Source organism: Serratia sp. HNCC26DJ206, from assembly GCF_057180605.1.
Genome location: NZ_JBXUGP010000025.1, coordinates 59,174 through 83,895, shown reverse-complemented (window position 1 = coordinate 83,895; position 24,722 = coordinate 59,174). Strand labels below are relative to the sequence as shown.

18 protein-coding genes are annotated in these 24,722 nt (G+C 55.2%); 4 read left to right on the top strand and 14 right to left on the bottom strand.

What is annotated here, in order from left to right; all coding sequences use genetic code 11:
* Window positions 1–27: 27 nt before the first annotated feature.
* From araD to phoB, 13 genes are all read right to left on the bottom strand, one after another.
* Window positions 28–720, bottom strand: a complete 693-nt coding sequence (gene araD / locus AC2A1E_RS17250) for an L-ribulose-5-phosphate 4-epimerase (RefSeq protein WP_484384768.1) — start codon at window positions 718–720, stop codon at window positions 28–30.
* Entirely contained in the window at window positions 714–1,583 is an 870-nt protein-coding gene (locus AC2A1E_RS17245) for an L-ribulose-5-phosphate 3-epimerase (RefSeq protein ID WP_484384767.1), read from the bottom strand. Before AC2A1E_RS17245 ends, araD begins: the two co-directional genes overlap by 7 nt.
* Window positions 1,570–3,057, bottom strand: a complete 1,488-nt coding sequence (locus AC2A1E_RS17240; RefSeq protein WP_484384766.1) for an FGGY-family carbohydrate kinase — start codon at window positions 3,055–3,057, stop codon at window positions 1,570–1,572. Before AC2A1E_RS17240 ends, AC2A1E_RS17245 begins: the two co-directional genes overlap by 14 nt.
* Before the next feature lie 16 nt (window positions 3,058–3,073).
* Window positions 3,074–4,063, bottom strand: a complete 990-nt coding sequence (locus AC2A1E_RS17235; protein ID WP_484384765.1) for an ABC transporter permease — start codon at window positions 4,061–4,063, stop codon at window positions 3,074–3,076.
* Window positions 4,060–5,550 carry a sugar ABC transporter ATP-binding protein gene (locus AC2A1E_RS17230; RefSeq protein ID WP_484384764.1) on the bottom strand — a complete coding sequence of 497 codons (1,491 nt, stop codon included), beginning with the start codon at window positions 5,548–5,550 and terminating at the stop codon, window positions 4,060–4,062. The genes AC2A1E_RS17235 and AC2A1E_RS17230 overlap by 4 nt, the downstream gene beginning before the upstream one ends.
* Window positions 5,551–5,729: 179 nt before the next feature.
* The gene (locus tag AC2A1E_RS17225; protein ID WP_484384763.1) at window positions 5,730–6,647 is read right to left on the bottom strand and encodes an ABC transporter substrate-binding protein; all 918 of its coding nucleotides are present in this window, start codon (window positions 6,645–6,647) and stop codon (window positions 5,730–5,732) included.
* A 245-nt stretch (window positions 6,648–6,892) separates the two neighbouring features.
* Entirely contained in the window at window positions 6,893–7,960 is a 1,068-nt protein-coding gene (locus AC2A1E_RS17220) for a zinc-binding dehydrogenase (RefSeq protein WP_484384762.1), read from the bottom strand.
* Between the two features lie 351 nt (window positions 7,961–8,311).
* Window positions 8,312–10,135: a maltodextrin glucosidase gene (gene malZ / locus AC2A1E_RS17215; RefSeq protein ID WP_484384777.1), complete on the bottom strand. Its 1,824-nt coding sequence runs from the start codon at window positions 10,133–10,135 to the stop codon at window positions 8,312–8,314.
* Window positions 10,136–10,526: 391 nt separating this feature from the next.
* Window positions 10,527–11,930 carry a proline-specific permease ProY gene (proY, locus tag AC2A1E_RS17210; RefSeq protein ID WP_484384761.1) on the bottom strand — a complete coding sequence of 468 codons (1,404 nt, stop codon included), beginning with the start codon at window positions 11,928–11,930 and terminating at the stop codon, window positions 10,527–10,529.
* A 71-nt stretch (window positions 11,931–12,001) separates the two neighbouring features.
* Entirely contained in the window at window positions 12,002–13,324 is a 1,323-nt protein-coding gene (gene brnQ, locus AC2A1E_RS17205; RefSeq protein ID WP_459399673.1) for a branched-chain amino acid transport system II carrier protein, read from the bottom strand.
* Window positions 13,325–13,828: 504 nt separating this feature from the next.
* Complete coding sequence (locus AC2A1E_RS17200) at window positions 13,829–14,776, bottom strand: PstS family phosphate ABC transporter substrate-binding protein (protein WP_484384760.1); 948 nt, start codon at window positions 14,774–14,776, stop codon at window positions 13,829–13,831.
* A gap of 15 nt (window positions 14,777–14,791) precedes the next feature.
* Entirely contained in the window at window positions 14,792–16,108 is a 1,317-nt protein-coding gene (gene phoR / locus AC2A1E_RS17195; protein ID WP_484384759.1) for a phosphate regulon sensor histidine kinase PhoR, read from the bottom strand.
* Between the two features lie 24 nt (window positions 16,109–16,132).
* A complete protein-coding gene (gene phoB, locus AC2A1E_RS17190) occupies window positions 16,133–16,822 on the bottom strand; it encodes a phosphate response regulator transcription factor PhoB (RefSeq protein WP_459399676.1) in 690 nt (229 codons plus the stop codon).
* Window positions 16,823–17,039: 217 nt separating this feature from the next.
* Here phoB and sbcD point away from each other — a divergent pair, with 217 nt between their 5' ends.
* The 3 genes from sbcD to licT all read left to right on the top strand — a co-directional run bounded on the left by sbcD (window position 17,040) and on the right by licT (window position 22,605).
* Window positions 17,040–18,269, top strand: a complete 1,230-nt coding sequence (gene sbcD, locus AC2A1E_RS17185) for an exonuclease subunit SbcD (protein ID WP_484384758.1) — start codon at window positions 17,040–17,042, stop codon at window positions 18,267–18,269.
* On the top strand, window positions 18,266–21,502 hold the full coding sequence (gene sbcC, locus AC2A1E_RS17180) for an exonuclease subunit SbcC (protein ID WP_484384757.1): 3,237 nt from the start codon (window positions 18,266–18,268) through the stop codon (window positions 21,500–21,502). Before sbcD ends, sbcC begins: the two co-directional genes overlap by 4 nt.
* 245 nt (window positions 21,503–21,747) lie before the next feature.
* Window positions 21,748–22,605: a BglG family transcription antiterminator LicT gene (gene licT, locus AC2A1E_RS17175; protein WP_484384756.1), complete on the top strand. Its 858-nt coding sequence runs from the start codon at window positions 21,748–21,750 to the stop codon at window positions 22,603–22,605.
* Window positions 22,606–22,633: 28 nt separating this feature from the next.
* Here licT and mak read toward each other — a convergent pair whose 3' ends face one another.
* Window positions 22,634–23,539, bottom strand: a complete 906-nt coding sequence (gene mak / locus AC2A1E_RS17170; protein WP_484384755.1) for a fructokinase — start codon at window positions 23,537–23,539, stop codon at window positions 22,634–22,636.
* A 248-nt stretch (window positions 23,540–23,787) separates the two neighbouring features.
* On the opposite strand from mak, the gene rdgC reads away from it, so the two are divergent.
* Window positions 23,788–24,699 carry a recombination-associated protein RdgC gene (rdgC, locus tag AC2A1E_RS17165; protein WP_459399681.1) on the top strand — a complete coding sequence of 304 codons (912 nt, stop codon included), beginning with the start codon at window positions 23,788–23,790 and terminating at the stop codon, window positions 24,697–24,699.
* Window positions 24,700–24,722 lie beyond the last annotated feature (23 nt).

The window sequence follows — 24,722 nt, the reverse complement described above, 5'->3', positions numbered from 1 at the left end:
CGTGGCTGACGACAACCTGAGTAATTTCTACTGCCCGTAGTAGGCATTTTTACCGTGTTTGCGCAGAAAATGCTTATCCAGCAACAGCGGCTGCATCGGTGAGATCGCCGGTGCCAACTGCCGCGTAGCCATCGCCATCGCCGCCACTTCTTCCATGACCACCGCATTGTGTACCGCATCAGCCGCCGTTTTGCCCCAGGCGAACGGGCCATGAGAATAGACCAGCACCCCCGGTACCTGCTGCGGATCGCGATCGCTAAGCTGAAAAGTTTCAACGATCACGTTGCCGGTTTCTCGCTCGTAGTCACCGGCAATTTCTGCCTCACTCATTGGCCGCGTGCAGGGAATATCGCCATAAAAATAGTCGGCATGGGTGGTGCCCAACGCCGGGATCGGCTGCCCGGCCTGCGCCCAGATGGTGGCATTGCGGCTATGGGTATGCACAATACCGCCGATATGCGGGAATGCGCGATACAGCGCCAGATGAGTATCGGTATCGGAAGAGGGTTTGCGCTGCCCTTCGCGCACCACGCCGTCCAAATCCACCACCACCAAATCATCCAGCGTCATCGCCTCATAGGCGATCCCGGAAGGTTTGATCACTACCAGCCCCTGCTGGCGGTCGATCGCCGACACATTCCCCCAGGTAAAGGTCACCAAACCGTAGCCGGGTAGGCTGAGATTTGCCGCTAATACCTGCTGTTTCAGTTCGCTTAACATGCCATGTCCCCTATTTGCCTCTGTTGCTCAATCCAGCGTTTGGCCTGAGCAATGTGTTGCTTATCTTCACCATCGTTACGCGCCCACATCTCCAGCAGGAACGGGCCCTGATAGTTCAAGCGTTTTAAAACGGCAAAGGTATGGGCAAAATCGACGCAGCCGCTGCCAAAAGGGACATCGCGAAATTGCCCCGTCGCGCCGGGTGCCACCGCTAAGGTGTCTTTCAAATGGATGGCGGTGATCTTATCGATGCCCTGTTCCAGCTCAAAAGCCACGTCATTACCCCAGGCGCTCAGGTTGCCAATGTCGGGGTAAACGGTGAACCACGGGCTGGCAATCTGCCGCGAGAACTCGCGCCACTTGCTGATGCTGTTGATAAAAGGGGTATCCATGATCTCCACCGAGAGCATCACCTGAGCCTTAGCCGCCAGCGCAACCGCCCACTGCATACCTTCGATAAAACGCTGACGCGTGTGGCGGTCCGAACTTTCGTAATAGACGTCATAGCCCGCCAGTTGAATATTCCGGATGCCGAGGTCCACCGCAAAGTCCAGCGCCTTCTCCATCAACACCCGCGCCTGTTGGCGGGTGGCCGCATCGGCGCTGCCAAAAGGGTAACGCCGATGCGCCGACAGGCACATGCTGGGCAAGGCGATGCCGCTGTCAAAGCGGGCGTTAATCAGCGCTAAACGCTGTTGACGATCCCAGTCCAAACGCTGCTGGCGTTCGGGCTGCTCATCAATGGAGATCTCCATAAACTGAAAGCCCAACTCGCTGGCAGCATCCAGCCGTTGCGCCCAATCAAGCTGTGCCGGCAAGGCTTTCTCGTACAGCCCCAGGCACAGAGTATTAGTGGTTTGCATTCTTGACCTCACTTAATGCCTGGGCGATCGCCAGATAGCCCGTAAAGCGATCGCGTAAACGCCGGTTGGCAGCCGCATCGGGGAAATAGGTGTGTAATTCAGGCTGAACCACCTGCACCGCTTCGGTAAAGCTGGCGTATTCGCCCGCGCCCACGGCGGCACAGAGCGCGGCGGCGCGGCAGCCGCTTTGCTGAATATCCACCACCTCCAGCGGCAAATTGCCTGCGTTGGCAAACATCTGCATCCAGATGGCCGACTGCGTCGGGCCACCGGTCATACGGATCCGTTCCACCCGGGGGTTCAGCGCCACCATGCGATCCTGATGGATCAGATGCGAGAACACGATGCCCTGATAAATGGCATGAACAATATCGGCCATATCATGGTGGCCCCCCAGGCCGATCAGCCCGCCGGGCAGATTGCTGCCGAAGTTAGAACCATACAGGTAGGGTAAAAACACAATATCGCTGGGCCGCTCGCTGCGCTCAGCCACCCAACGGTTGAATTGCGCATAGCGCTGATGGTCATTGTCACAAAACTGGCGCAAGAACCAGGCCAGATTGCCCGCTGACGTTGGGCTACCTTCGTGCACAAAATAGCGGTCCGCCATGCAGTAACGCCCCCAGGCAAAAGGGTGCGCAGAGGGGATCACACTTTCGGTCACGCAGGTGGCTATCGACCAGGTGCCCGCCACCGTGCTCAGAATGCGATCGTCCACTACCCCGGAACAGAGCGCGGCACCCACCACATCAAATAAACCGCCATACACCGCCGTTCCGGCAGACAATCCACACTGCGCAGCGGCACTGGCGGTGACCTGCCCGGCCAGTTCGGCCGATCCCAACAGCGGCGCGGTTTTATCAGCCACCTCTTCAATGCCAAAGGCCGCCATCAGCAGCGGATCGTAGTCCGCAAGCTGCTGATTAAACAGGTTGCTGCCGGAGATATTGGTTACCTCTGCCGCCACCTCACCGGTCAGGCGAAAACGCAGATAGTCGTGCGCCATCAGCACCGCATCAATCGCGTCGTACTGCGCAGGTTCATACTGCTTCATCCAGCGCAATAACACCGCCGGATGGCTGCTCCAGATGGGCTGCAAGCTGCGGGGATAGGTAATCTCTTCAACCCCTTGTTGCTGTAATTCGGCGACCATCGCAGCAGCGCGGGTATCTGACGAAACGATGCCGTTGCGCACCGGCTTGCCCTGTGCATCAATCGCATACAGCCCTTTGCCGTGCGACGAAAAACTGACGCCGCGCACCCGGTCACCACTTACCGCCGCCTTGTGCAGCACCTGACGGATGGTCGAGCAAAGATCCTGCCATAAGGCTTCCATCTCGCGCTCGCTAAAACCCGGTTGCAGGGATAAGGCTTCACCATCACATTGCGCAACGGCAATTTCCTCACCGTTAGCGCGGTACAACCCCGCCTTGATCACCGTGCCACCAATATCAACGCCTAGAAAATATCTCATCGCTGTGCCCCTGCCGTTATTTACGGCGGCTAGAACTGAGGTAAATGGCCGCGAGAATAATGCCGCCCTTAACCACGTTCTGAATGTAGGGTGAGACGCTCATCAGATTGAGGCCGTTGTTCAGTACGCCAAGCATCATCGCGCCGACCAGAGTGCCAATAATCGCCCCGCGTCCACCGGAGATCGCCGCCCCGCCCAGTACCACGGCGGCGATAGCATCCAGTTCAAAGCCATCACCGGCGTTCGGTTGCCCGCTCATCAGGCGTGAGGTCAAGACCAACCCCGCCAGCGCCGCAGTAACCCCGCTGACCACGTACACCAACACCTTATAGCGAGATACGCGAATACCGCTCAGGCGCGCGGCCTCTTCGTTGCCACCAATGGCGTAAACATAGCGGCCGAACGGCAGATGGTTGAGCATCAGCCATGCCAGAACATACACGCCAGCCATGATCAGGATCGGCACCTGTATGCCCAGGAATGAACCGCGCCCGAAGAAGGAGAACATCTCTGGCAGCCCGGAAATCGGATAACCCCCGGTGTACAGCAGCGCCAAACCGCGGGCGATGCCCATTGACGCCAGCGTCACGATGATCGGCGGCATGCGCAGATAAGCAATGCACGCGCCGTTAGCGAGGCCGAACAGAGCGCCAATCAGCAGCGCAGCGACCATCGCCAGTGGAATCGGGACGCCACCGAGCATCAATCCGGCGGCGATCGAGCCAGACAGCGCCATCACCGGCCCGACCGAGAGATCGATCCCCCCGGTCAGGATCGCGCAGGTCATCCCCACCGCGATAATGGCGTTAATTGATACCTGCCGCGCTACGTTGGTCAGGTTATTGACCGTAAGAAAGCTGTCATTAAACAGGCTCATCAATAAGAACAGGATGACAAAACCGATAAATGGCAGCACGGCAGGGTGGTGCAACCATTTATCCCAGCGCTTGCCGAGGCTCTGCTTTGGGGCATAGCCGGTAGTTGGAGACTGTTCAATTCCGATCATAATGCACTCCCGGTCGCGTGAAGCATGATGTTGTGAGACTCGATTTCATCACCGGCTAATTCGGCCACAATGTGGCCAGCGCGGAATACCAGAACGCGATCGCAAACGCCGATAATTTCCGGTAACTCTGATGAAATCATGATGATAGAAATGCCTTCCTGCGTGAGCTGCTGCATCATCTGATAGATTTCAGACTTCGCACCAACGTCAATCCCGCGTGTCGGCTCATCAAAAATAAGAATGTTACAGTCATTGTTCAGCCAGCGGGCAATGACCACTTTCTGTTGATTACCGCCGCTCAGGGTGTTGACTGCCGTATCCGGATCCGGCGTTTTCACCCCAACTTCACGGATCAGACGGCACACATTGGCGTTGTCCTTGTGGCTATTGACAAAAATCTTGCCGAAGCGCTCGTGGCGATTAAGCGTGATGTTCTGGGCCACGGAAAACGGCAATACCAACCCTTCGGTTTTGCGGCTTTCCGGCAGCAGACCGATACCTTGCTTCAGCGCCTCTGCCGGGTTACGCAGCGTTACGGGTTGCCCGCAGAGACTGACCCGTTTGCGATAGCAAGCACTTGCACCAATCAATGCGGATACCGTTTCTGTGCGGCCTGAGCCTACTAACCCGGCAAAGCCCAGAATTTCCCCTTTGAACAGATGGAAATTATCTTCCTGCTGCTGTTTGCTGCGTTGGATGCTGGCTTCCAACAGGCGTACCGAGGTGTCTACCGCGTGCAGCTTCGGCGGAAAAGCGTTCTCGATTTTGCGCCCGACCATCAGCTTCACCAGTTCATCCACGTTGGTGTCCGCCGTGGGCAACGTCTGTACATAGGTGCCGTCGCGCAGCACGGTAATCTGGTCGCAGACGGTGAAGATTTCGTCCAGATGATGGGAGATAAACACCATGCCGACGCCGAGCAATTTCAGATCGTTCATTACGCTGAACAGGTGTTCGGCTTCGCCTGGGGTTAACGTAGCCGTGGGTTCGTCCAACACCAAAACGCGCGCATCCAGCGACAGCGCTTTGGCAATCTCGACAAACTGCTGCTGAGCAACGCTGAGTTGTTCAACCGGGCAATCGAGATCGATATTCACCGCCAGGCGTTTGAATATCGACTCGGCCTTTCTGCGCATGGTTTTTCGGTCTAATAATCCCCATTGGTTTTTGATTTCCCGATTGAGGAATATATTGTCGATGGCGTTCATGTAAGGAATTAATGAGAACTCCTGAAATATTATTCCCACACCGGCATCAATAGCCTGACGGTAATTATCGAAGTGCTGCTGGTTACCTTCGATCATTATTTCGCCGGAGTCCGGTTGATGAATGCCGCACATGATTTTAACCAGCGTTGATTTACCGGCACCATTCTCCCCCAGCAAGGCATGTATCTGGCCGGGTTGAATAGTGAGATCAATACCGTCCAATGCTTTCACACCCGGAAAGGATTTTTTAATCTGCTTTAATTCTAATAATGCCGTCACGATAAACTCCTCCGAGTATACCCGTCATACTTCAAGCTGCATGTGCGTTGGCTTTCCTCGCTCACCCCAGTCACATAGTGGACTATGTTCCTGGGGATTCGCTGCGTTGCCGCCTTCCTGCAACTCGAATTATTTAGGGTATCTGTCGCTCCACCACAGGGCAGAGCGATAACAAGCGCTTACCAGCTAAAACCGGCCGCGTTGCTGCTGTCGATCAGTTTCACTTTCACCGGAATGGTCTTCGGTACGTTGGCACCCCAGTGGCGCGCCAGCGCAATTCCCAGGGCAATACGCATCTGATCGCGCGGGAACTGGGCGGAGGTGGCGATAAACGGTGAGTTCGGCTTCAGGATCTCTTTAATCGCTTCAGGGTGACCATCAACGCTCACCAGTTTGACCTTGGCACCGTTGCTTTCAATCGCCGCTAAGGCTCCCAAGGCGCCTACGTCGTTAACGCTGAAAATACCGGCCAGATCGGGCGTGGATTGCAGCATGTTTTCGGTCACCGTCAGTGCGGTATCACGCTCTTGCTTGCCGTTTTGCTTGGTGACGATCTTCATCTCCGGGTGCTTTTTAATCGCATCCTCAAAGCCGCGCACGCGTTCAAGAATCGGCACCACCGGGATGCCATCCAGGATCGCCACTTTGCCCTTGTTACCCAGTGATTTCGCCAGGTATTCACCGGCCTGGAAACCGGCATCATAGTTTTCTGATCCGACGAAGGAATCCAGCGGGCCTTCGGCCTGGGCATCGATCGCCACCACGACCGCCCCGGCTTTATGGGCCGCAATCACCGCCGACTGCACGCCAACCGAATCCGTCGGGTTAATCAGCAAAATATCCACTTTCTTTTGCAGCATATCTTCAACGTCATTAATCTGCTTGGATACATCGTGACGAGCATCGGCGATATACACCTTGGCACCAATATCATTCGCCGCCTGTTCTAATGCCTGCTTCATTGAAACAAAATATTCGTTATTCATCTCCTGAAAAGAAACACCAATCGTAATTTGCTTGGCAATTACTGATTGACTGGCAATCAGCATGCCGCCTGCCAGAATAACCGGCAGCGTTTTTTTGATAAAAGAAAACATATTTTATTCTCCTGTAGGGTAGTCATTATTATCAGAACAACAATATGAATTAACCTATACTCGTCATACTTCAAGTTGCATGCGCGTTGGCTGCGCTTGATCACCCCAGTCACATAGTTATCTATGTTCCTGGGGTGATCAAGCTTGCCGCCTTCCTGCAACTCGAATTATTTAGAGTATATTTAACAGCAATAGCATCCCATGCTTGGTAAAAAGCATTTAAATCGTCGTTTAAAAATCGAGAGTTAAGGAACCAAAATAACCTTAATAGAATCCGTTGAGTCAGCGATTGCAAAAGCCTGATCCCAATCGTTTAATGAATAACTGTGGGTGACCACGCCTCTGGATGTCACCAGACCACGCTCAAACAGATCGATGGCGATTTCATAGCTGTAAGGTGCCAAATGCGCACCACGGATATCCAACTCTTTGCGATCGCCAATAATTGACCAGTCGACGGTGGTTTCTTTGCCAAATACGCTGAACTCAACAAAGCGCCCCAGCTTGCGGATCATCTGCAAGCCTTGGGTAACGCCAATCGGCGCCCCGGTCGCTTCGATATACACATCACAACCATAGCCGCCGGTTAATGACTTGACGATTTTATCAGCATCTTCTTTCAGCGGGTTGATCACCACGTCTGCGCCAAATTCTTTGGCAAGCTCCAGACGCTCATCAATGGCATCGATCACGATCAGTTTTTTCGGCGTTTTCAACCGCGCAACCTGCACCATGCACAAACCCAGCGGCCCGGCACCGGCCAGCACCACCACGTCATCCAGTTGGATATCACCGCGCGCAACGGTGTGGATGGCACAGGCCATCGGTTCGATCAGCACCGCATCTTCGTGGCTGAGGCTTTCCGGGATCTTATGCACGATAGCGTTTTCCGAAAAGCGCATGTATTCCGCCATCCCGCCTTCGGCGACATCTTTCTGGAAACCGTAGATATTGTGTGTTTCGCACATCCAATAACTGCCAGACTTACAGTAACGGCATTCCCAGCAAGGCACGATCTGCTCGGCGATCACCCGCTCACCAATCCGGTACTTTTTCTCAGTACCTTCGCCCATGGCGACGATGCGGCCATAAAACTCGTGGCCCGGCACCACTGGCGGTTTTACCCAAGGCGTTTCGCCCCAGAACATTTGGGCACCGTTTTTACATTTACAGTCCCCGGCGCAGATCCCACAGCCTTCAACTTTGATCACCAACTCCTTGGCTTTTGGCAACGGCGTCGGCACCTGTTCAAAACGGTAGTCCTGTGGGCCATGGCAAACCACCGCTCGCATCTTCTCTGGTAACTGGTTCATTTCACTCTCCATTATCAACTTTATCAGGCTAAAAACCAAAATGTTGACGTTGTCATTTTTAGTTTTAAAAAATCCAACATGACTGTTAATTGATATATTTCATCATATTAGACATATAACACCCATAAAAACCATAAATGACAACGTAAACATTGAGCATCATATAACCAAAGCTTAGAAAACAAATGTTTGAACGAAGTCACAGTTCATTAACATCTAGTCTAAAAGTGCTACAGATTTCCGATCGTGATCACATTAGCAGAGGGCATACATTGAAGAATAAGGTGGGGAATGAACTGAGCGTTGCGATCAATAGCAACGCTCAGCTGGTTGGAAAGAGTGGCTAAATATTCAGCGGTTAAGCCGCCAAAGCGAAGCAGATTCAGCACCTAGCCGCAGTTGCAGCCCCGTGTCTGTTGCGCTGAGTTCGCTTTCCCCTTCTAACCGTTGCCATTGCCCTTTAGCCAACAGCGGGCTGTATGGCAATACTGCTTCGCCGCTGCCGCTGCGTTGCAACGCCACCAGCACCTGCTCTTGCTGGTAAGTACGTACAAACACCAGCGTTTCTCCTGCGGCATACAGCACCTGGCAACCGCCGCGCCGCAGCGCTTTACTCTGCTTACGCAGCGCAATCAGGCGTTGGAACAGATGTAGCAGTTGGTGATCCCACTGGCTTTCATCCCACGGGAAGGTCTTACGGCAGAACGGATCGTTGCCGCCGTCCAAACCGATTTCGTCGCCATAATACAGGCAAGGTACCCCGATCCAGCTCATTAGCCACACCGCCGCCATCTGCATGCGCTGGGAGTTATTTTCCAACATCGTCAAAAAGCGTGCGGTGTCGTGGCTGTCCAGTTGGTTAAACTGAATAAGCTGACGATGGTGCGGCAACCCGGCACGATAGCCATCCATCCACTCTGCGCAAACGGCCGCATCAATCTGTACCGGATGATAGGCTACGTCCTGGCCCGCTAGAAACGCCCGCACCGGTAAGGCAAAGCCCACATAGTTCATGGCGGCGTCTTCGACTCCGGCATGCAACCAACGACGGGCATCGCCAAAATGCTCGCCCAAAACATAGGCTTCCGGGTTCTCCTGCTTGACCGCCTGATAAATCCCAGCCAAATGGTGCAAATTACCCTCTGCTCCGCCGTTCTCCCCCAGCATATGCACCACATCCAGCCGCCAACCGTCGATACTGTAAGGCGGCCGCATCCAATGGCGCACCACGCTGCTGTTGGCGCGATAAATAACATCCACCACCTGTGGTTCAGCAAAATTGAGCTTGGGCAGATTGGTATGGCCTTTCCAGGTTAGCGCCTCGCCATCCGGGTAGAAATTAAACCAGCCGCGATAAGGGGAATCCGGGTTATGGCAAGCGCCCTGATCGGCCTGCTGATAGCGATCAAACCACGGGTGCGAATCGCCGGTATGGTTGAAAACCCCGTCCAACAGCATTTTCATGCCCACCTTGTGAGTGCTTACTCGCAAACGCTGTAGCGCTTCATTGCCGCCAAAATATGGATCGACCTGATAATAATCGTCTGTGTCGTATTTATGCACGCTCGGTGAGGTGAAGATCGGGTTGAGATACAACGCCGTCACGCCAAGCTGTTGCAGGTAGGGCAGTTTCTCGCTGATGCCATCCAGATCGCCGCCGTAGAAAGTCGAAGCCGCATGTTTCTCTTCCAGCGGATGTTGCCAATCGCGGCGTACCACATTGCAACCCGCCGCATGATGGCGATAGCTGCCGCTTTTAATCCCATACGCTGCACCGCTGCTGGCAAAACGATCGGGGAATATCTGGTAAAACACCTGATCGGCCACCCACATCGGGCAATGATTCGGCTCATCGATCGCAAACTGTGCCAGTTGCCCTGGCGGTATCAACGACCAGCCCTGCGGGCCAAACCACTGCTGACGATCGGCCCACAGCAGCTTAAAACAGTAGCGCCGGGTGGCCTCGCCCTCATTGAGCGCCAAGCTGGCATGATAGCGCCACAAGCCTTCCGAGGCCTGCGCCTTCATTTTCAGCAGCCATTCCTCATTGTCCGATTCGGTGCGTAAGAGGATCTGTTCGGGCAGATCATCCCCCTGCACCCAAAGTGTGATCTCCAGACGTTGCCCTTTCTTCACCACGAAAGGGGGAACGGGTTGATGCCAGGCGTTAAGCATTAAGGTTCTCCTGATGTAATAGACGGCACTATTTAATGCCCCGAACAATGCCACGTCGAGTGCCATTTCCCCTCCTCTCTGTTCGACAAACTCAGGGATGAGTTGAGGGGTGGAGATGCGGATCCCAGGGTAAAAACCAAAGCTAACGCATTGTTGATGTTGAGAGGGTTTTTTGAACAAATCTGGAAGGGGTAGATCTATAACAATAATCGGCCCTGAGAGTCAGGGCCAATATTTCAGAGCGCTAACAAAGCCGGTTATTAGGGAGAGCGTGCCGAAGGGGTCGTAGCGGCGTAAGCCGCCGGAGCGCCCCTCGGTGCGCTAGGCCCGAGTATCTCGGGTTTATCATCAACCATACCGGCCCTGCGGATCAGGGCCGGTATTTTTCACATCAATCTTGCTGTGTTGCCAATCCTGCCAGCTTCTTCTGGCGGCTCACTTTGATGTAGTAACCCAGCAGCAGTAGCGCGACCCACACCAACCCGGCATACAAAGAAACGCGGGTGGTTGGGAAGTAGCCGATCAGACCAATGATGAACACCAGGAAGATGATGGCAATCACCGACGTAAACACGCCGCCACGCAGCGGGAAGTCCAACTTATTCACCTGGTCTTTGCTCAAGCTGCGGCGGAAAGCGATCTGCGAGATCAGGATCATAATCCACACCCACACGGTAGCAAAGGTCGCCAGTGAGGCAATCACCAGGAATACGTCTTTCGGCATCACATAGTTGAGGTATACGGCAATCAGCAGCGCTGCCATCATCACCACTACCGTCACCCACGGAATACCGTGTTTAGAGATTTTACTGAATACCTTCGGTGCATGGCCCTGCTCTGCCAAGCCGTGCATCATACGGCCAACACCGAACACATTGCTGTTGATCGCCGACAGCGACGCGGTGATCACCACAAAGTTAAGGATGCCTGCCGCCATGGTGATCCCCATGTGCTGGAAGGTGAGAACAAACGGGCTGCCGCTGGTGCCGACCTGGTTCCACGGGTAGATCGACATGATGACAAACAGCGTCCCTACATAGAACACCAGAATGCGCCATGGCACCGAGTTGATGGCTTTCGGAATCGACACTTTCGGATCTTTGGCCTCACCGGCGGTAATACCGATAATCTCGATGCCACCATAGGCAAACATCACCAGTTGCAGCGACAGCAGCATGCCGATAAAGCCGTTGCTGAAGAAGCCGCCGTTCGTCCACAGATTGCTAATACCGGTCGCTTGGCCGCCGTTGCCAATGCCCCAGATAATGATACCGACACCGGCTGCGATCATGACGATAATGGTGGCCACTTTGAAGAAGGAGAACCAGAACTCCAGTTCACCAAACACCTTCACACTCATCAGGTTAATCGCACCGATGATCAGCACAATGCTCAATACCCAGATCCAGTGCTGCACCTCGGGGAACCAGACGCCCATATAGATGCCGAACGCCGTCACGTCGGCAATCGCCACGATCAGGATTTCAAAGCAGTAGGTCCAACCGGTGATGTAACCGGCCATCGGGCCAAGGTAATCTTGGGCATAGCGTGAGAACGAACCGGCCTGCGGGTTGTTGACCGACATTTCGCCCAGTGCGCGCATGATGATAAAAGCGATGATACCGCCGATCAGGTAAGCCAGCAGAACGCTGGGGCCCGCCATGCGGATCGCTTCAGCAGAACCGTAGAATAAACCGGTACCGATAGCGGAACCGAGAGCCATAAAGCGAATGTGACGCGTACTGAGGCCACGCTTCAGCTTATTGGGTGCTGTGGTGGATGATTGTTGTTGCATGGAAATGACCTGTCCCTTTAAACGAACAAAAGCCACGGACAAGTCCGTGGCCCAAAGTTAAGACCGCAGGTTTATGAGTGCACAGTCACTTCGCGGCTGCGTGCAAAAACCCGATCATAAATTGCGACCAGCGCCAACATCAGCAGCGAAGGTGGCAACCATGCCAAACCCTGCACCGCCAGCGGCAGATTATCGGTCCATGCTGGCATCAGATGCTGGAAGCTGGACGCTTTCACGGCGTCAAGAATACCAAACAACAGGCTGACTAACATCACTGGCGCCACAATTCGTGAACTACTGTTCCACCAACGCAGAGTGAAGCTCAGCACCACCAGCACGATGCAAGGAGGATAAATTGCGGTCAGCACCGGGATCGAGATCTTAATCAGATGGCTCAGACCAAGGTTGGAAACCAACATCGAGAACAGGCCCAGAATAAACACCAGCGTCTTGTAAGAGAACGGCAGGTACTGCTCAAAGAACTCGGCGCAGGCACAGGTCAGGCCCACCGCCGTGACCATACAGGCGATAAAGATCAGCGCCGCCAGGAAGAAACTCCCCAAACCGCCAAAGGTATTCTGCACATAAGCATGCAGGATCACCGCGCCGTTGGTGGCATCAGGCGTCAACACGCCGCTGCCGGAACCCAGTTTGAACAGGCTCAGATAGACCAGCGTCAGCCCGATACCGGCGATCAACCCCGCCAGAATAGTATAACGGGTCAGCAGACCGGCATCTTTCACCCCACGCGAACGTGCAGCGTTGACGATCACGATGCCGAACACCATCGCCCCGAGCGTATCCATGGTCAGGTAACCATTCACGAAACCGGAGGAGAAAGGCACGCTCTGGTAAGCCTCTACCGCCGGAATCGGTGCCCCGGCAGGCCACACCAGTGCGGCAATGCCCAGAACAGCCAGCGCCACGATCTTCAGCGGAGCCAGAATATGGCCCACGGTATCGAGCAAGCGGCCCGGATACAGCGAAATACCGATCACCAACGTAAAATAAACCAGGCTATAGATGAACAGCGGCAGTGGGCCGTCACCGGTCAACGGGGCAATCCCCACTTCAAAGGAAACGGTAGCGGTACGCGGAGTGGCAAATAGCGGGCCGACGGCCAGATAGCACACCGTCGCCAGCAGCAAACCTGCGCTGCGGCCAATCGGCGTACTCAGTGCATCAACACCGCCACCCACGCGCGCCAGCGCGATCACCGTTATCACCGGTAAACCCACGGCGGTGATCAGAAAACCGAGTGCCGCAGTCCAGACGTGCTCGCCGGACTGCAAACCCACCATCGGCGGGAAGATAATGTTCCCGGCACCGACGAACAAGGCGAAGGTCATAAACCCCAACGCCAGAATATCTTTTGATGTTAAACGCTGACTCATAGGATGCTGTGTTGCCTGTAAAAATGAATAAATTTCCGCCAGTGTGGTGGCAAAATGCCTGAATTGGGTTGCTGGTCTGCCATTGCATTCAGAGACAAAAAGCACAAAAAACGCACAATGCCCGGCGCTTCGTCCTTGTTCGCAAGATGACCACTCATGATGATGGGCAGAATTTTAGAAGTTATATCCCCGACAGATTTCAAGCTGTAGCCAACGGCAACAGGCTTGAAAGACCAAAGGGTGAATGGAGGTTTAGTCCAGCAACGGGGGCTAAGTTAAACGTTTATAGCGCCAAAAGACAAGATGCAGCGAAGAAAGCAGAGCGATCGTCCAGATAATATTTTACAGCCAGTCGATCATAGGGGTTATCAATAAATATGCACTACATGATTTGTATTATCTTTGAGCAGCAAACTCACAGAGTGTGAATCATAGGGTTAAATATTGCGCGATAACACCAAAATCCAATCGCTCAGTGCGTGGTATGCGCTCAATTTTTGTCACTCAGCGGGCCTGCTCCAGCCCCAGCATCATGCGCGTTTTGCGCAGCGTCTCCGGGGGTAACGGCAGATAACCGTCGTGATTCACCAACCTCTGCCCCTGCACCGAAAGCACGCGATCAAGAAACGCTGCGGTCAAGGGTTCCAGCGGTTGGTTAGGTGCTTTATTAATGTAGATATACAGGTAACGCGCCAGCGGATAGCTGCCGTTGCGCACATTGGTTTCCGTCGGGGCCACGTAGTTGTTGCCTGATTCCGCCAGCGGCAGCAAGCGCACCCCGCTGGCACGAAAGCCAATGCTGGCATAGCCGATGCCGCTTAACGATCCCGCCACCGCCTGCACCACCGAAGCCGAGCCGGGCAATTCGTTCACCCGCGCCATAAAATCACCGCCACATAATGCACGCAGCTTGAAATAACCGTAAGTGCCAGAAGCGGAATTGCGGCCAAAACGTTGCAACGTGCGCTGTGCCCAACTGCCCTGAAGCCCCAGTTCGCCCCAGCGCTGAATCGCGGTGTTTTCGCCACAGCGGCGGGTGGAAGAGAAGATCTGATCGAGCTGCTGCAAGTTCAGCCCACGCAACGGATTATCCTGATGCACCAACAGCACCAGCGCATCAACGGCCACCGGCACCGCCAGCGGCGGATAGCCATAGCGCTGCTCAAACGCCGCCACTTCCGCCGCTTTCATCGGCCGGCTCATCGGCCCCAGTTGCGCCGCGCCCGCCGCCAATGCGGTAGGGGCCGTTGAGGATCCGGCGGCCTGAATTTGCAGGTTAACGTTAGGATAGTGCTGGCTGAAATCCTGCCCCCACAGCGCCATCAGATTGGCCAGCGTGTCGGAACCGGCGCTGGAGAGATTGCCGGAAAGCATCCCGTCCGGCTGCGCCAGCGCACCAGGGCTGAGCAACAGCATCAGGCAAAACAGCAATCCTTGGGTGAATCGAGCCATTACCAAGTCCACGCGTTAATTTTTCACCGCATTCTCTGACAAAGCGGCGGGCACAATCAACCGATTAGGCAGGGTAAAGATGAAACGCGTGCCGATACCGGGCTCGCTCAATATTTCCAGCCGTGAATCATGGTGGCTGAGCGCATGTTTGACGATCGCCAGCCCCAGCCCGCTGCCGCCGGTCTGGCGTGAACGCGCCTTATCCACGCGGTAGAAACGTTCGGTCAGCCGTGGAATATGTTCGGGAGCAATGCCCGGCCCGCTATCGCTTACCTGGAACTGCGCACCCTGCGGCGTTTGCTGCCAGCTCACTTCAAGATTGGTGCCCGGCGGCGTATGGTTAACGGCGTTGTAAACCAGGTTGGATACCGCACTGCGCAGCTGATCCTCGTTACCAAATACCCTGAGGTTTTCGTTTACCCGGAAGCTGATCGCATGATTGCCATTGCTAAGCGACTGCGCCTCACGCTGCAAAACCCGCAGCATCAGCGGGATATCGACCTTTTCATTCATATCGATGTTGGGTGCCGCCTCAATGCGCGACAGCGTCAGCAGTTGCTTCACCAATCCGTCCATACGTTTGGTCTGCTCCTGCATGGTGCTCAGCGCTTTGCCGCGCAGCGAACCGTCAAGTTCCTGATCGCTCATCATCTCCAGGTAGCCTTGCAACACCGTCAGCGGGGTACGCAGCTCATGGCTGACGTTGGCGAAGAAGTTACGACGCGCACCTTCCAACTGGCGCATCTGGGTGACATCACGCGCCACCATCAGCAGTTGCCCTTCGGAATAGGGCATCACGCGGAATTCGACAAAGTGCTCATTATTCAGTTGCAGCGTCAGCGGCTTGGAGAATTCCTGCTGTTGCAGATATTGGCTGAATTCCGGATAGCGCAGCAGGTTGAGGATATGTTGGCCGTTGTCCTCCGGCCAGCGGAAGCCCAGCAGGTGCTGTGCCAAGCCGTTACACCAGAAAATATTGCCTTCAACGGTGGTCATCACTACCGCATCGGGCAAAGATTCCGCCCCGCTGCGAAAGCGTTTGATCAACAGCGCCAGCTCACGGCGGCGGCGGCGGTTACGCTGCTGCATCTGATACAAGCCGTAAAACAGCGGCTCCCAGCTCCAGCGGCCCGGCGGCGGCGTCATGCTGCGATCGACCCACAGCCAGTGAGAGAGTTTGAGTTGGTTATAGAAATTCCACGCCAGTGCAATCAGCACCGCAGCCAGCAGGAACCAGGGCAAATAGCCAAAAATCAGCCCCAGCAGTAAAGCAGGCAAACAAAAAAGGGCCAGCTCAATCGCCAGCCTCTTCCACGATAGGCGTTCTAACACGGCATCTGCTCCAACATTGCGCGATTAATAGCGCGTTGAGAACCGGTAGCCGGTGCCCCGAACGGTTTGAACCATCTTGTCATGACCACTGGTCTCCAGCGCCTTACGCAGCCGGCGAATATGCACATCAACGGTACGGTCTTCTACATAAACGTTAGTGCCCCAGACGTGATTAAGCAACTGTTCGCGGCTGTAAACCCGTTCAGGATGAGTCATAAAGAAGTGTAACAGCTTGAATTCGGTCGGCCCCATATCGAGCGCCTGCTCATTTGCCATTACCCGGTGTGAGGAAGGATCCAGGCTCAGCCCTTGCATTTCAATCACTTCTTCCACCGCCATCGGTGAAATACGGCGCATCACCGCTTTGATGCGTGCCACCAGCTCTTTTGGCGAGAAGGGTTTGGTGATGTAATCATCCGCCCCCACTTCCAGGCCGCGTACCCGATCTTCTTCTTCACCGCGTGCGGTCAGCATCATCACCGGGATATCGCGGGTCAGCGCTTCGCGTTTCATGTGCTTGATAAACTGGATGCCAGAACCGCCGGGCAGCATCCAATCGAGCAACACCAAATCAGGGAACGGCTCGGACAGGCGCGCAATGGCACTGTCGTAATCCTCGGCTTCCAACGGTTGGTAACCATTCTGTTCCAACACAAAGCACACCATCTCACGGATCGGCGCTTCGTCTTCCACCACCAGTATGCGTCTTGCCATCGTCAACCCTGCCAATGTGTTATTAGGCTATTTTGCGGCGCCATTATGCGTCAGTTTTGTGACACTTTTATGAAAATCGCCTCTGCCTTTGCGGCTCTAAGCATAGTGATTATTCTAACGATCAAAGAAAAATCATTTAGATGTCATAATGCTTACGTCACGACAGGGCACTCAGCCCCTTATAATCACCGCAATTATATTTTATGCAGGGAGTATCATGCGCCTGATTCATACTTCTGACTGGCATCTAGGCCAATACTTTTTCACCAAAAGCCGCGCCGCCGAGCACCAGGCCTTCTTGCGCTGGCTGATCGAACAGGTGGAACAGCAGCAGGTGGATGCGCTGATCGTCGCCGGGGATCTGTTCGATACCGGCTCCCCGCCAAGCTATGCCCGCGAACTGTATAACCGCTTTGTGGTGGAATTGCAGCATACCGGCTGCCAGTTGGTGATCTTGGGTGGCAATCATGATTCCGTGGCCACGCTGAATGAATCACGTGAACTGCTTTCCTGCCTGAATACTACCGTAATTGCCAATGCGCAAACGGCGATCGAATCGCAGATCCTGGTGCTGAAGCAGCGCGACGGCCAACCGGGTGCGGTGCTGTGCGCCATCCCGTTCCTGCGCCCACGCGATCTGCTCACCAGCCGCGCCGGGGAATCTGGCACGCAAAAACAGCAGGCCTTACAGGAAGCCATTGCCGAGCATTATCATAATCTGTATCAGGCGGCCTGCGCGCGCCGCGATGCGCTGGGCTTGAAACTGCCGATCGTCGCCACCGGCCACTTGACTACCGTGGGGGTGACCACCTCCGATTCGGTGCGCGATATCTACATCGGCACGCTGGATGCCTTCCCGGCGCAGGCCTTCCCCCCGGCCGACTACATTGCTCTCGGCCATATTCACCGCGCCCAGAACGTGGCTAAATCCGAACATATACGCTATAGCGGCTCGCCGATTCCGCTCAGCTTTGACGAACTGGGCAAAGCCAAAAGCGTATTGATGGTCGATTTCGCCGACGGTGCTCTGCAACAGGTGACTGCGCTGGAAGTCCCCACCTTCCAGCCGATGCAGTTGATCAAAGGCGATCTACAGCAGATCGAACAGCAACTGCGGCAATTTGCCGATCATCAGGGGGAATTGCCGGTTTGGCTGGATATCGAAGTCGCCACGCAGGATTACCTCAGCGATATTCAACGCCGTATCCAGCAACTGGCCGATGATCTGCCGGTCGAGGTATTACTACTGCGGCGCAGTAAAGAGCAACGCCGCCTGGTGATCGCCCAGCAGGATAAAGAAACCCTGAATGAACTGAGCGTTGGCGACGTATTCGAACGGCGGCTGGCGCTGGAGAGCGACATGGCAGAACCGCGCCAGCAAAGGATGCGCCAGATGTTCCAGCAGGTGGTCGAAAGTTTACACCAGGATGAGGAGCCCTCCGCATGAAGATCCTGAGCCTGCGCCTGAAAAACCTGAACTCGTTGCAGGGCGAGTGGAAAATCGACTTCACCGCCGAACCCTTCGCCAGCAACGGGCTGTTTGCCATTACCGGCCCGACCGGCGCGGGCAAAACCACGCTGCTGGATGCAATTTGCCTGGCGCTATATCACCAAACGCCGCGCCTGAACGTGACGCCAAGCCAAAACGAACTGATGACGCGCCATACCGCTGAATCACTGGCGGAAGTGGAGTTTGAGGTGAAAGGCATCGGCTATCGCGCCTTCTGGAGCCAGCGCCGCGCCAAAAACGACCCCACCGGTAACTTACAAGCCCCCAAAGTGGAGCTGGCGCTACGGGAAAGCGGCAAGATCCTGGCGGATAAAGTGCGGGATAAGCTGGATCTGATCGCCTCGATTACCGGGCTGGATTTCGGCCGTTTCACTAAATCGATGATGCTGTCGCAGGGGCAGTTTGCCGCGTTTCTCAATGCCGACGCCAACGATCGTGCCGAACTGCTTGAGGAACTGACCGGCACCGAGATTTATGGCCGGTTGTCCGAGCGGGTATTTGAGCAGCACAAGCAGGCGAAAACCGATCTGGAGGCCCTGCATCATCGCGCCAGCGGTATTGAACTATTGAATGACGAACAGCGCCAAACTCTGGAAAACCAACTCAGCGCCCTCAGCGCTGAAGAACAGCAGCTCAGCCAGCAGGCGCAGCAACGCCAGCATCAGTTGAACTGGCTGCAACAGTGGCACAGCACCCAACGGCAGTTGCAGGAATATCAACAACAGCTCAGCGCCGTGCAGCAGGACACTCAGCAGGCGGAACCCCGCTTGCAGCAGTTGGCACGCAGCGAACCGGCAGAAAAGCTGCGCCCGCGGCTGGATGAGCGCAACCGTTGCCAGCAAGACAGCCTAGCCCTGCAACAGCAGATCGCGCTGTTAGTGCAACAGCAACAACAGCAATTAGCGCAAATTATTCCGTTGCAGCAGCAGTTCGAGCAGGCGCAAACCGCCAAACAGGCGCAGGTTGAACACCAGCAACGGCAGCAGAACCTGATCGATAAAGTGGTGCCGCTCGACCAGCAGATTAGCCAGTTACAAAACACCCTGACTGATACGCATAAAGAGCTTACCGACAACCAAAAACAGTATGAGCAACAACGCCGCACGCTGGAACAACTGGCAAACCAGCGCACACAGCTTGCCGCTCTGGCGGGCCAATCGCAGGCGAAACAGGCCGAGTTGACCAGCGCGCTGGAACAACAGCGGCAACAGCAGGCGGCGCTGGAAACGCAATCTCCACAGGAGAAACTGCGTCTGCGCCAAACCGAACTGGCCGAGCTGCGACCGGTGCGCCAACAGTTGTCCAACTTGGCGTTGCTGTTTCAACAAGGCCAGCAGCACTTGGAGCAGCAACGGCTGGAGTTTGATGCTCGCCAGAAACAGTTGGCTGAGGCAGAAACTCAGCTTGAGCAAACCCGCCAACAGTACAAACAACACAAAAACCATCTCAATGACGTTGAGAAAACGCACGAGCTGGAAAAACTGATCGTCAGCCTGGAAGCCGAGCGCGCCCGGCTGCAAACCGGTGAGCCCTGCCCGCTGTGCGGTTCCACCCACCACCCGGCGATCGCCCAATATCAGGCAGTTAAACCCTCAGAAACCGCACTGCGCCTGGTAGAAATGCGTACAACAGCCGAAGCGCTGCATACGCAGGGCACCGAACTGCGCGCGCGTAGTGAAAGCCTGAAAGAACAGCAGCAACAACTGCAACAGCGGTTGAAACAGCAAGAGCAGCAGCAGGAACAGCATTTGCAAAGTTGGCAAACGCTCAGCGCACCGCTGGCGTTTGATTTTACCCTGCACGACACGCAACGCCTGAACGATTGGCTGGCAGCCTGCGACAGCGAAGAGAACCAGACGCAGCAGTGGCTGTTACAGCACGATCGGGCCACCCGCGCCGTTCAGCAGGCCAAAGATGCGTTGAACGCGCTGCAACAAGAGCAGCAGAAAACCCAGCAGGACCTCGCGCTGCTGGACGAACGTTGTAACCTGCTGCAAACAAACCATGCACAGACCCAGCGCCAGCTTGAAAAGTTGCAGCAGTTGGTGCAGCAACAGGAGAAAAACCTGGCTGAACTGCATCGCGAACGCAGCACGTTGTTTGGTGAACAGCAGGTAGTGCAGGTTCGCCAGCAATTGCAGGCGGCGCAAACGGCCTGCGATCACGCCCTGAAACAAGCCACAGCACAACTGAGCCAAGCGCAGGAACAGCGCGATCGCTTAATGGGCCAACTCACCGGTTTGCAACAGCAGCAACAGCAGTATGCCGAGCGCTTACAACAGGCTGAACAGCACTGGCAACAGGCGCTCGCCAGCAGCGAATTTGCCGATGAAGCAGCGCTGCGCGCCGCGTTGCTCGAAGAGGGCGCGCGCCAGCAATTACAGCAAGAGAAAGAACGGTTGCAGCAGCGCCAGGTACAAGCCAGCACCTTATTGGCCCAGGCAGTGCAAACGCTGGAGCAGCAGCGCCAAAGCCGCCCGGCGGATCTGGACGAAGCGCTTGCCACCCCGGAAGCCCTGAATCAATTGGTTGAACAGCTAAAAACGCTGCAACAGCGCCAAGGGGAAGTACGTAACCAATTAAGCAGCGATGCAGAGCGCCGTTTAAACCAGCAAACGCTGTTTGAGCAGATCGCACAAAGCCAACAGCAGTACGACGACTGGAGCACGCTCAATCAGCTAATTGGCTCAAAAGAGGGCGACAAATTCCGCAAGTTTGCCCAAGGGTTAACCCTTGATCATCTGGTGTATCTGGCTAACCACCAGCTTGGCCGTTTGCACGGGCGTTACCTGTTACAGCGTAAAACCAGCGATGCGCTGGAACTACAGGTGGTGGATACCTGGCAGGCCGATGCTCTGCGCGACACTCGCACCCTATCGGGCGGCGAGAGCTTCCTGGTCAGTCTGGCGCTGGCGTTGGCGCTGTCGGATCTGGTCAGCCATAAAACCAGCATTGACTCACTGTTCCTTGACGAAGGCTTCGGCACACTGGATGCCGAAACGCTCGATACCGCGCTGGACGCCCTCGACAGCCTCAATGCCACCGGCAAAACCATCGGCGTGATCAGCCATGTCGAAGCGATGAAAGAGCGCATCCCGGTGCAGATTAAGGTGAAAAAAGTCAACGGGCTGGGCGTCAGCAGGCTGGAATCGCAGTTCCGCATCGAATAAGCGGCCGCTGGAGTGATAAGAAATGTGATCGCGGCGGCAGTACAAGGCGAAAAGCGTTGAGCCACGGCAGGCAATGGTTATCATGCAGCAGAATTACCCGGAATCATTCGAGTGGCAGCAGGGCTTAATGCATGACGGGGATAAAAGGATTGTCACTGTGAATACAGGCAAAACCTGACCTTCGGGATCGCTCCTGGGTGTCGGGTTTTTTCGTTTTCAGCGGGCTGGAAAAGCCAGGAATAGCCATGAAAATCGCTAAAATACTCAATAATAACGTAGTGATTACGCTGAATGACCATCAGGAAGAAACGGTGGTCATGGGGCGTGGCATTGGCTTTAAAAAGAAAGCCGGTGATAGCATCGATGAAAGCCTGATCGAGAAGGTGTTTACCCTCAACAGCGGCGAGATGAGCGAGCGTTACAAAGAGCTGCTGGCGGAAATACCGCTGGCCTGCATTACCACCGCCGATCGCATTATCACCCTCGCCCGCCAAAAGCTGCCGGGGAAACTGCACAACATCGTCTACATCACGCTGACCGACCATATTCACTTCGCGTTGCAGCGCCATGCACAGGGGTTGGATATCAAGAATGTGCTGCTGTGGGAGATCAAAAAGCTCTATCCGAACGAGTTTGCCCTTGGGCTGGAGGCGTTAACAATCATCGCCCAGCGCCTGGAAACTCAGCTACCGGAAGATGAAGCCGGATTTATTGCCCTGCACTTAGTCAACGCCCAGCTTAATGACGAGATGCACAACACCCTGCATATTACCCGCGTGATGCAGGAGATCCTGAATATCGTCAAATACCATTTCCGCTTTGATTACAATGAAGAGGCGCTCAGCTATCACCGCTTCGTCACCCATTTGAAATTCTTCGCCCAGCGCCTGCTGGGGAAAAACTACGTCGACAGCGACGATGACTCGCTGTATCAGGTAGTGAAGGACAAATATCACGAATCCTTCGCCTGTGCTGGCAAAATCAACCAGCACATTGAAAAGCACTATCAGCACCAATTGACCCGTGAAGAGATGATGTTTCTGACCATCCACATTGAACGGGTGCGCAGCGAAAGCGAGGGGAATTACATCGCCAAGAAGTGAGGTTGCCCTCAGCCCTTGGCGAAAGTAATCACTGCGGCCACAGCCATGCCGCACCGCGCACGCCGCTGGAATCGCCGTGGATCGCTTTGCGGATCGGGGTTTCGCATTCGCCGCCGAACACCCAAGGCTTCACCAACCGCGGCACGTTCTGGTACAGGCGATCCACGTTACTCATACCGCCGCCAAGGACGATCACATCGGGATCAAACAGATTGATTACATGCGCCAAAGACTTCGCCAGCCGCAGTTCGTAGCGCGCAATCGCCCGTTCAGCGGTGGCATCCTGCTGCTGCACCAGCGCCATGATCTCATCCCCTTTCAGTGCAGTCCCGCTCAGCCGCGCATAGTCGGTGGCAAAGCCGGTGCCGGAGATAAAGGTTTCAATGCACCCCTGTTTACCACAGTAGCAGGGCACTTCGGCGCGAAAGCGCAGTTCGTCATCATCCAGCCAGGGCAGCGGATTATGGCCCCATTCGCCAGAAATACCGTTCCCCCCGGCGTGTACCTGGCCGTTAATCGCCACGCCTGCGCCGCAACCGGTGCCGACGATTACCGCAAACACCGTTTGGCTACCCGCCCCGGCACCGTCGGTGGCTTCTGACACCGCCAAGCAGTTAGCATCGTTCGCCAGCCGTACTTCACGCGCCAGCATGGCAGAAAGATGTTTATCCAGCGGTTGGCTGTTCAGCCAAGTTGAGTTAGCGTTCTTCACCAGCCCGGTAAAAGGCGACAGCGTACCGGGAATACCGACGCCAACCGAACCTTGCTGACCGGTTTGCTCTTCCGCCAACCTCACCAGCCCCACAATTGCCTGCAACGTCTGCTGATAGTCATGACGCGGCGTGGCAATACGGTGGCGGAACAGCTCCCGCCCGTCATTGGCTAACGCGATCACTTCAACTTTTGTGCCACCCAGATCAATACCAATGCGCACGATTTTTCTCCTCAACGCACCACAACAACGGATATACAGCCTAATGTAACCCAGATAAAAAATCTTTTACTCACTGTTAGCGTTGCAGAAAACGCGCCACAGAAACGCGGGAGCCGACGCAAATCGGCGGGAATAAGGCGCTTTTTCAGCGTCAATTCGTTATCATGCCGCCCTGCTTTTGACGAATCTGCGTGCGACCCGCAAGAGAAATTCGGGGTACAAATGCACGCCCAGCCAGGGATAACACTATGCTGTGGTTTAAGAATTTGATGGTTTACCGTTTGAGCCGCGACGTTGCGCTAAACGCGGATGAAATGGAAAAACAGCTCAGCGCCTTTGCGTTCACCCCGTGTGGCAGCCAGGATATGGCGAAAACCGGCTGGGTCTCGCCAATGGGCTCTCGCAGCGACGCACTGACGCACGCCGTTAACGGCCAAATCATGATCTGCGCCCGTAAAGAAGAGAAGATCCTGCCCTCTCCGGTGCTGAAGCAGGAGCTACAGACGAAGATCGATAAGCTGGAAGGCGAGCAGCACCGCAAGCTGAAAAAAACCGAAAAAGACTCGCTGAAAGATGAAGTGCTGCACAGCCTGTTGCCGCGTGCCTTCAGCCGTTTTAACCAGACGTTTATGTGGATCGACACCGTCAACGGTTTGATCATGGTCGATGCCGCCAGCGCCAAACGCGCCGAAGATACCCTGGCACTGCTGCGCAAAAGCCTGGGTTCGCTGCCGGTGGTGCCGCTGACCATGGAAAGCCCGATCGAGCTGACGCTGACCGAATGGGTGCGCTCCGGTGAACTGCCAGCCGGTTTTATCATTCAGGATGAAGCCGAACTGAAAGCCATTCTGGAAGACGGCGGCGTGATCCGCTGCAAAAAACAGAACCTGATCAGCGATGAGATCGCCGTGCATATTGAAGCGGGCAAGCTGGTGACCAAACTGGCGGTAGACTGGCAGGAACGGATCCAACTGGTGCTGGCCGACGATGGCTCTCTCAAGCGCCTGAAGTTTGCCGATGTATTACGCGAGCAGAACGATGATATCGATCGTGAAGATTTCGCTCAGCGTTTCGATGCCGATTTCATCCTGATGACCAGCGAACTGGCAGCGTTGATCAGCAATACCATTGAAGCCTTGGGTGGCGAAGCGCAGCGATAAACGTAGCAAAGCCGCCGGGATGC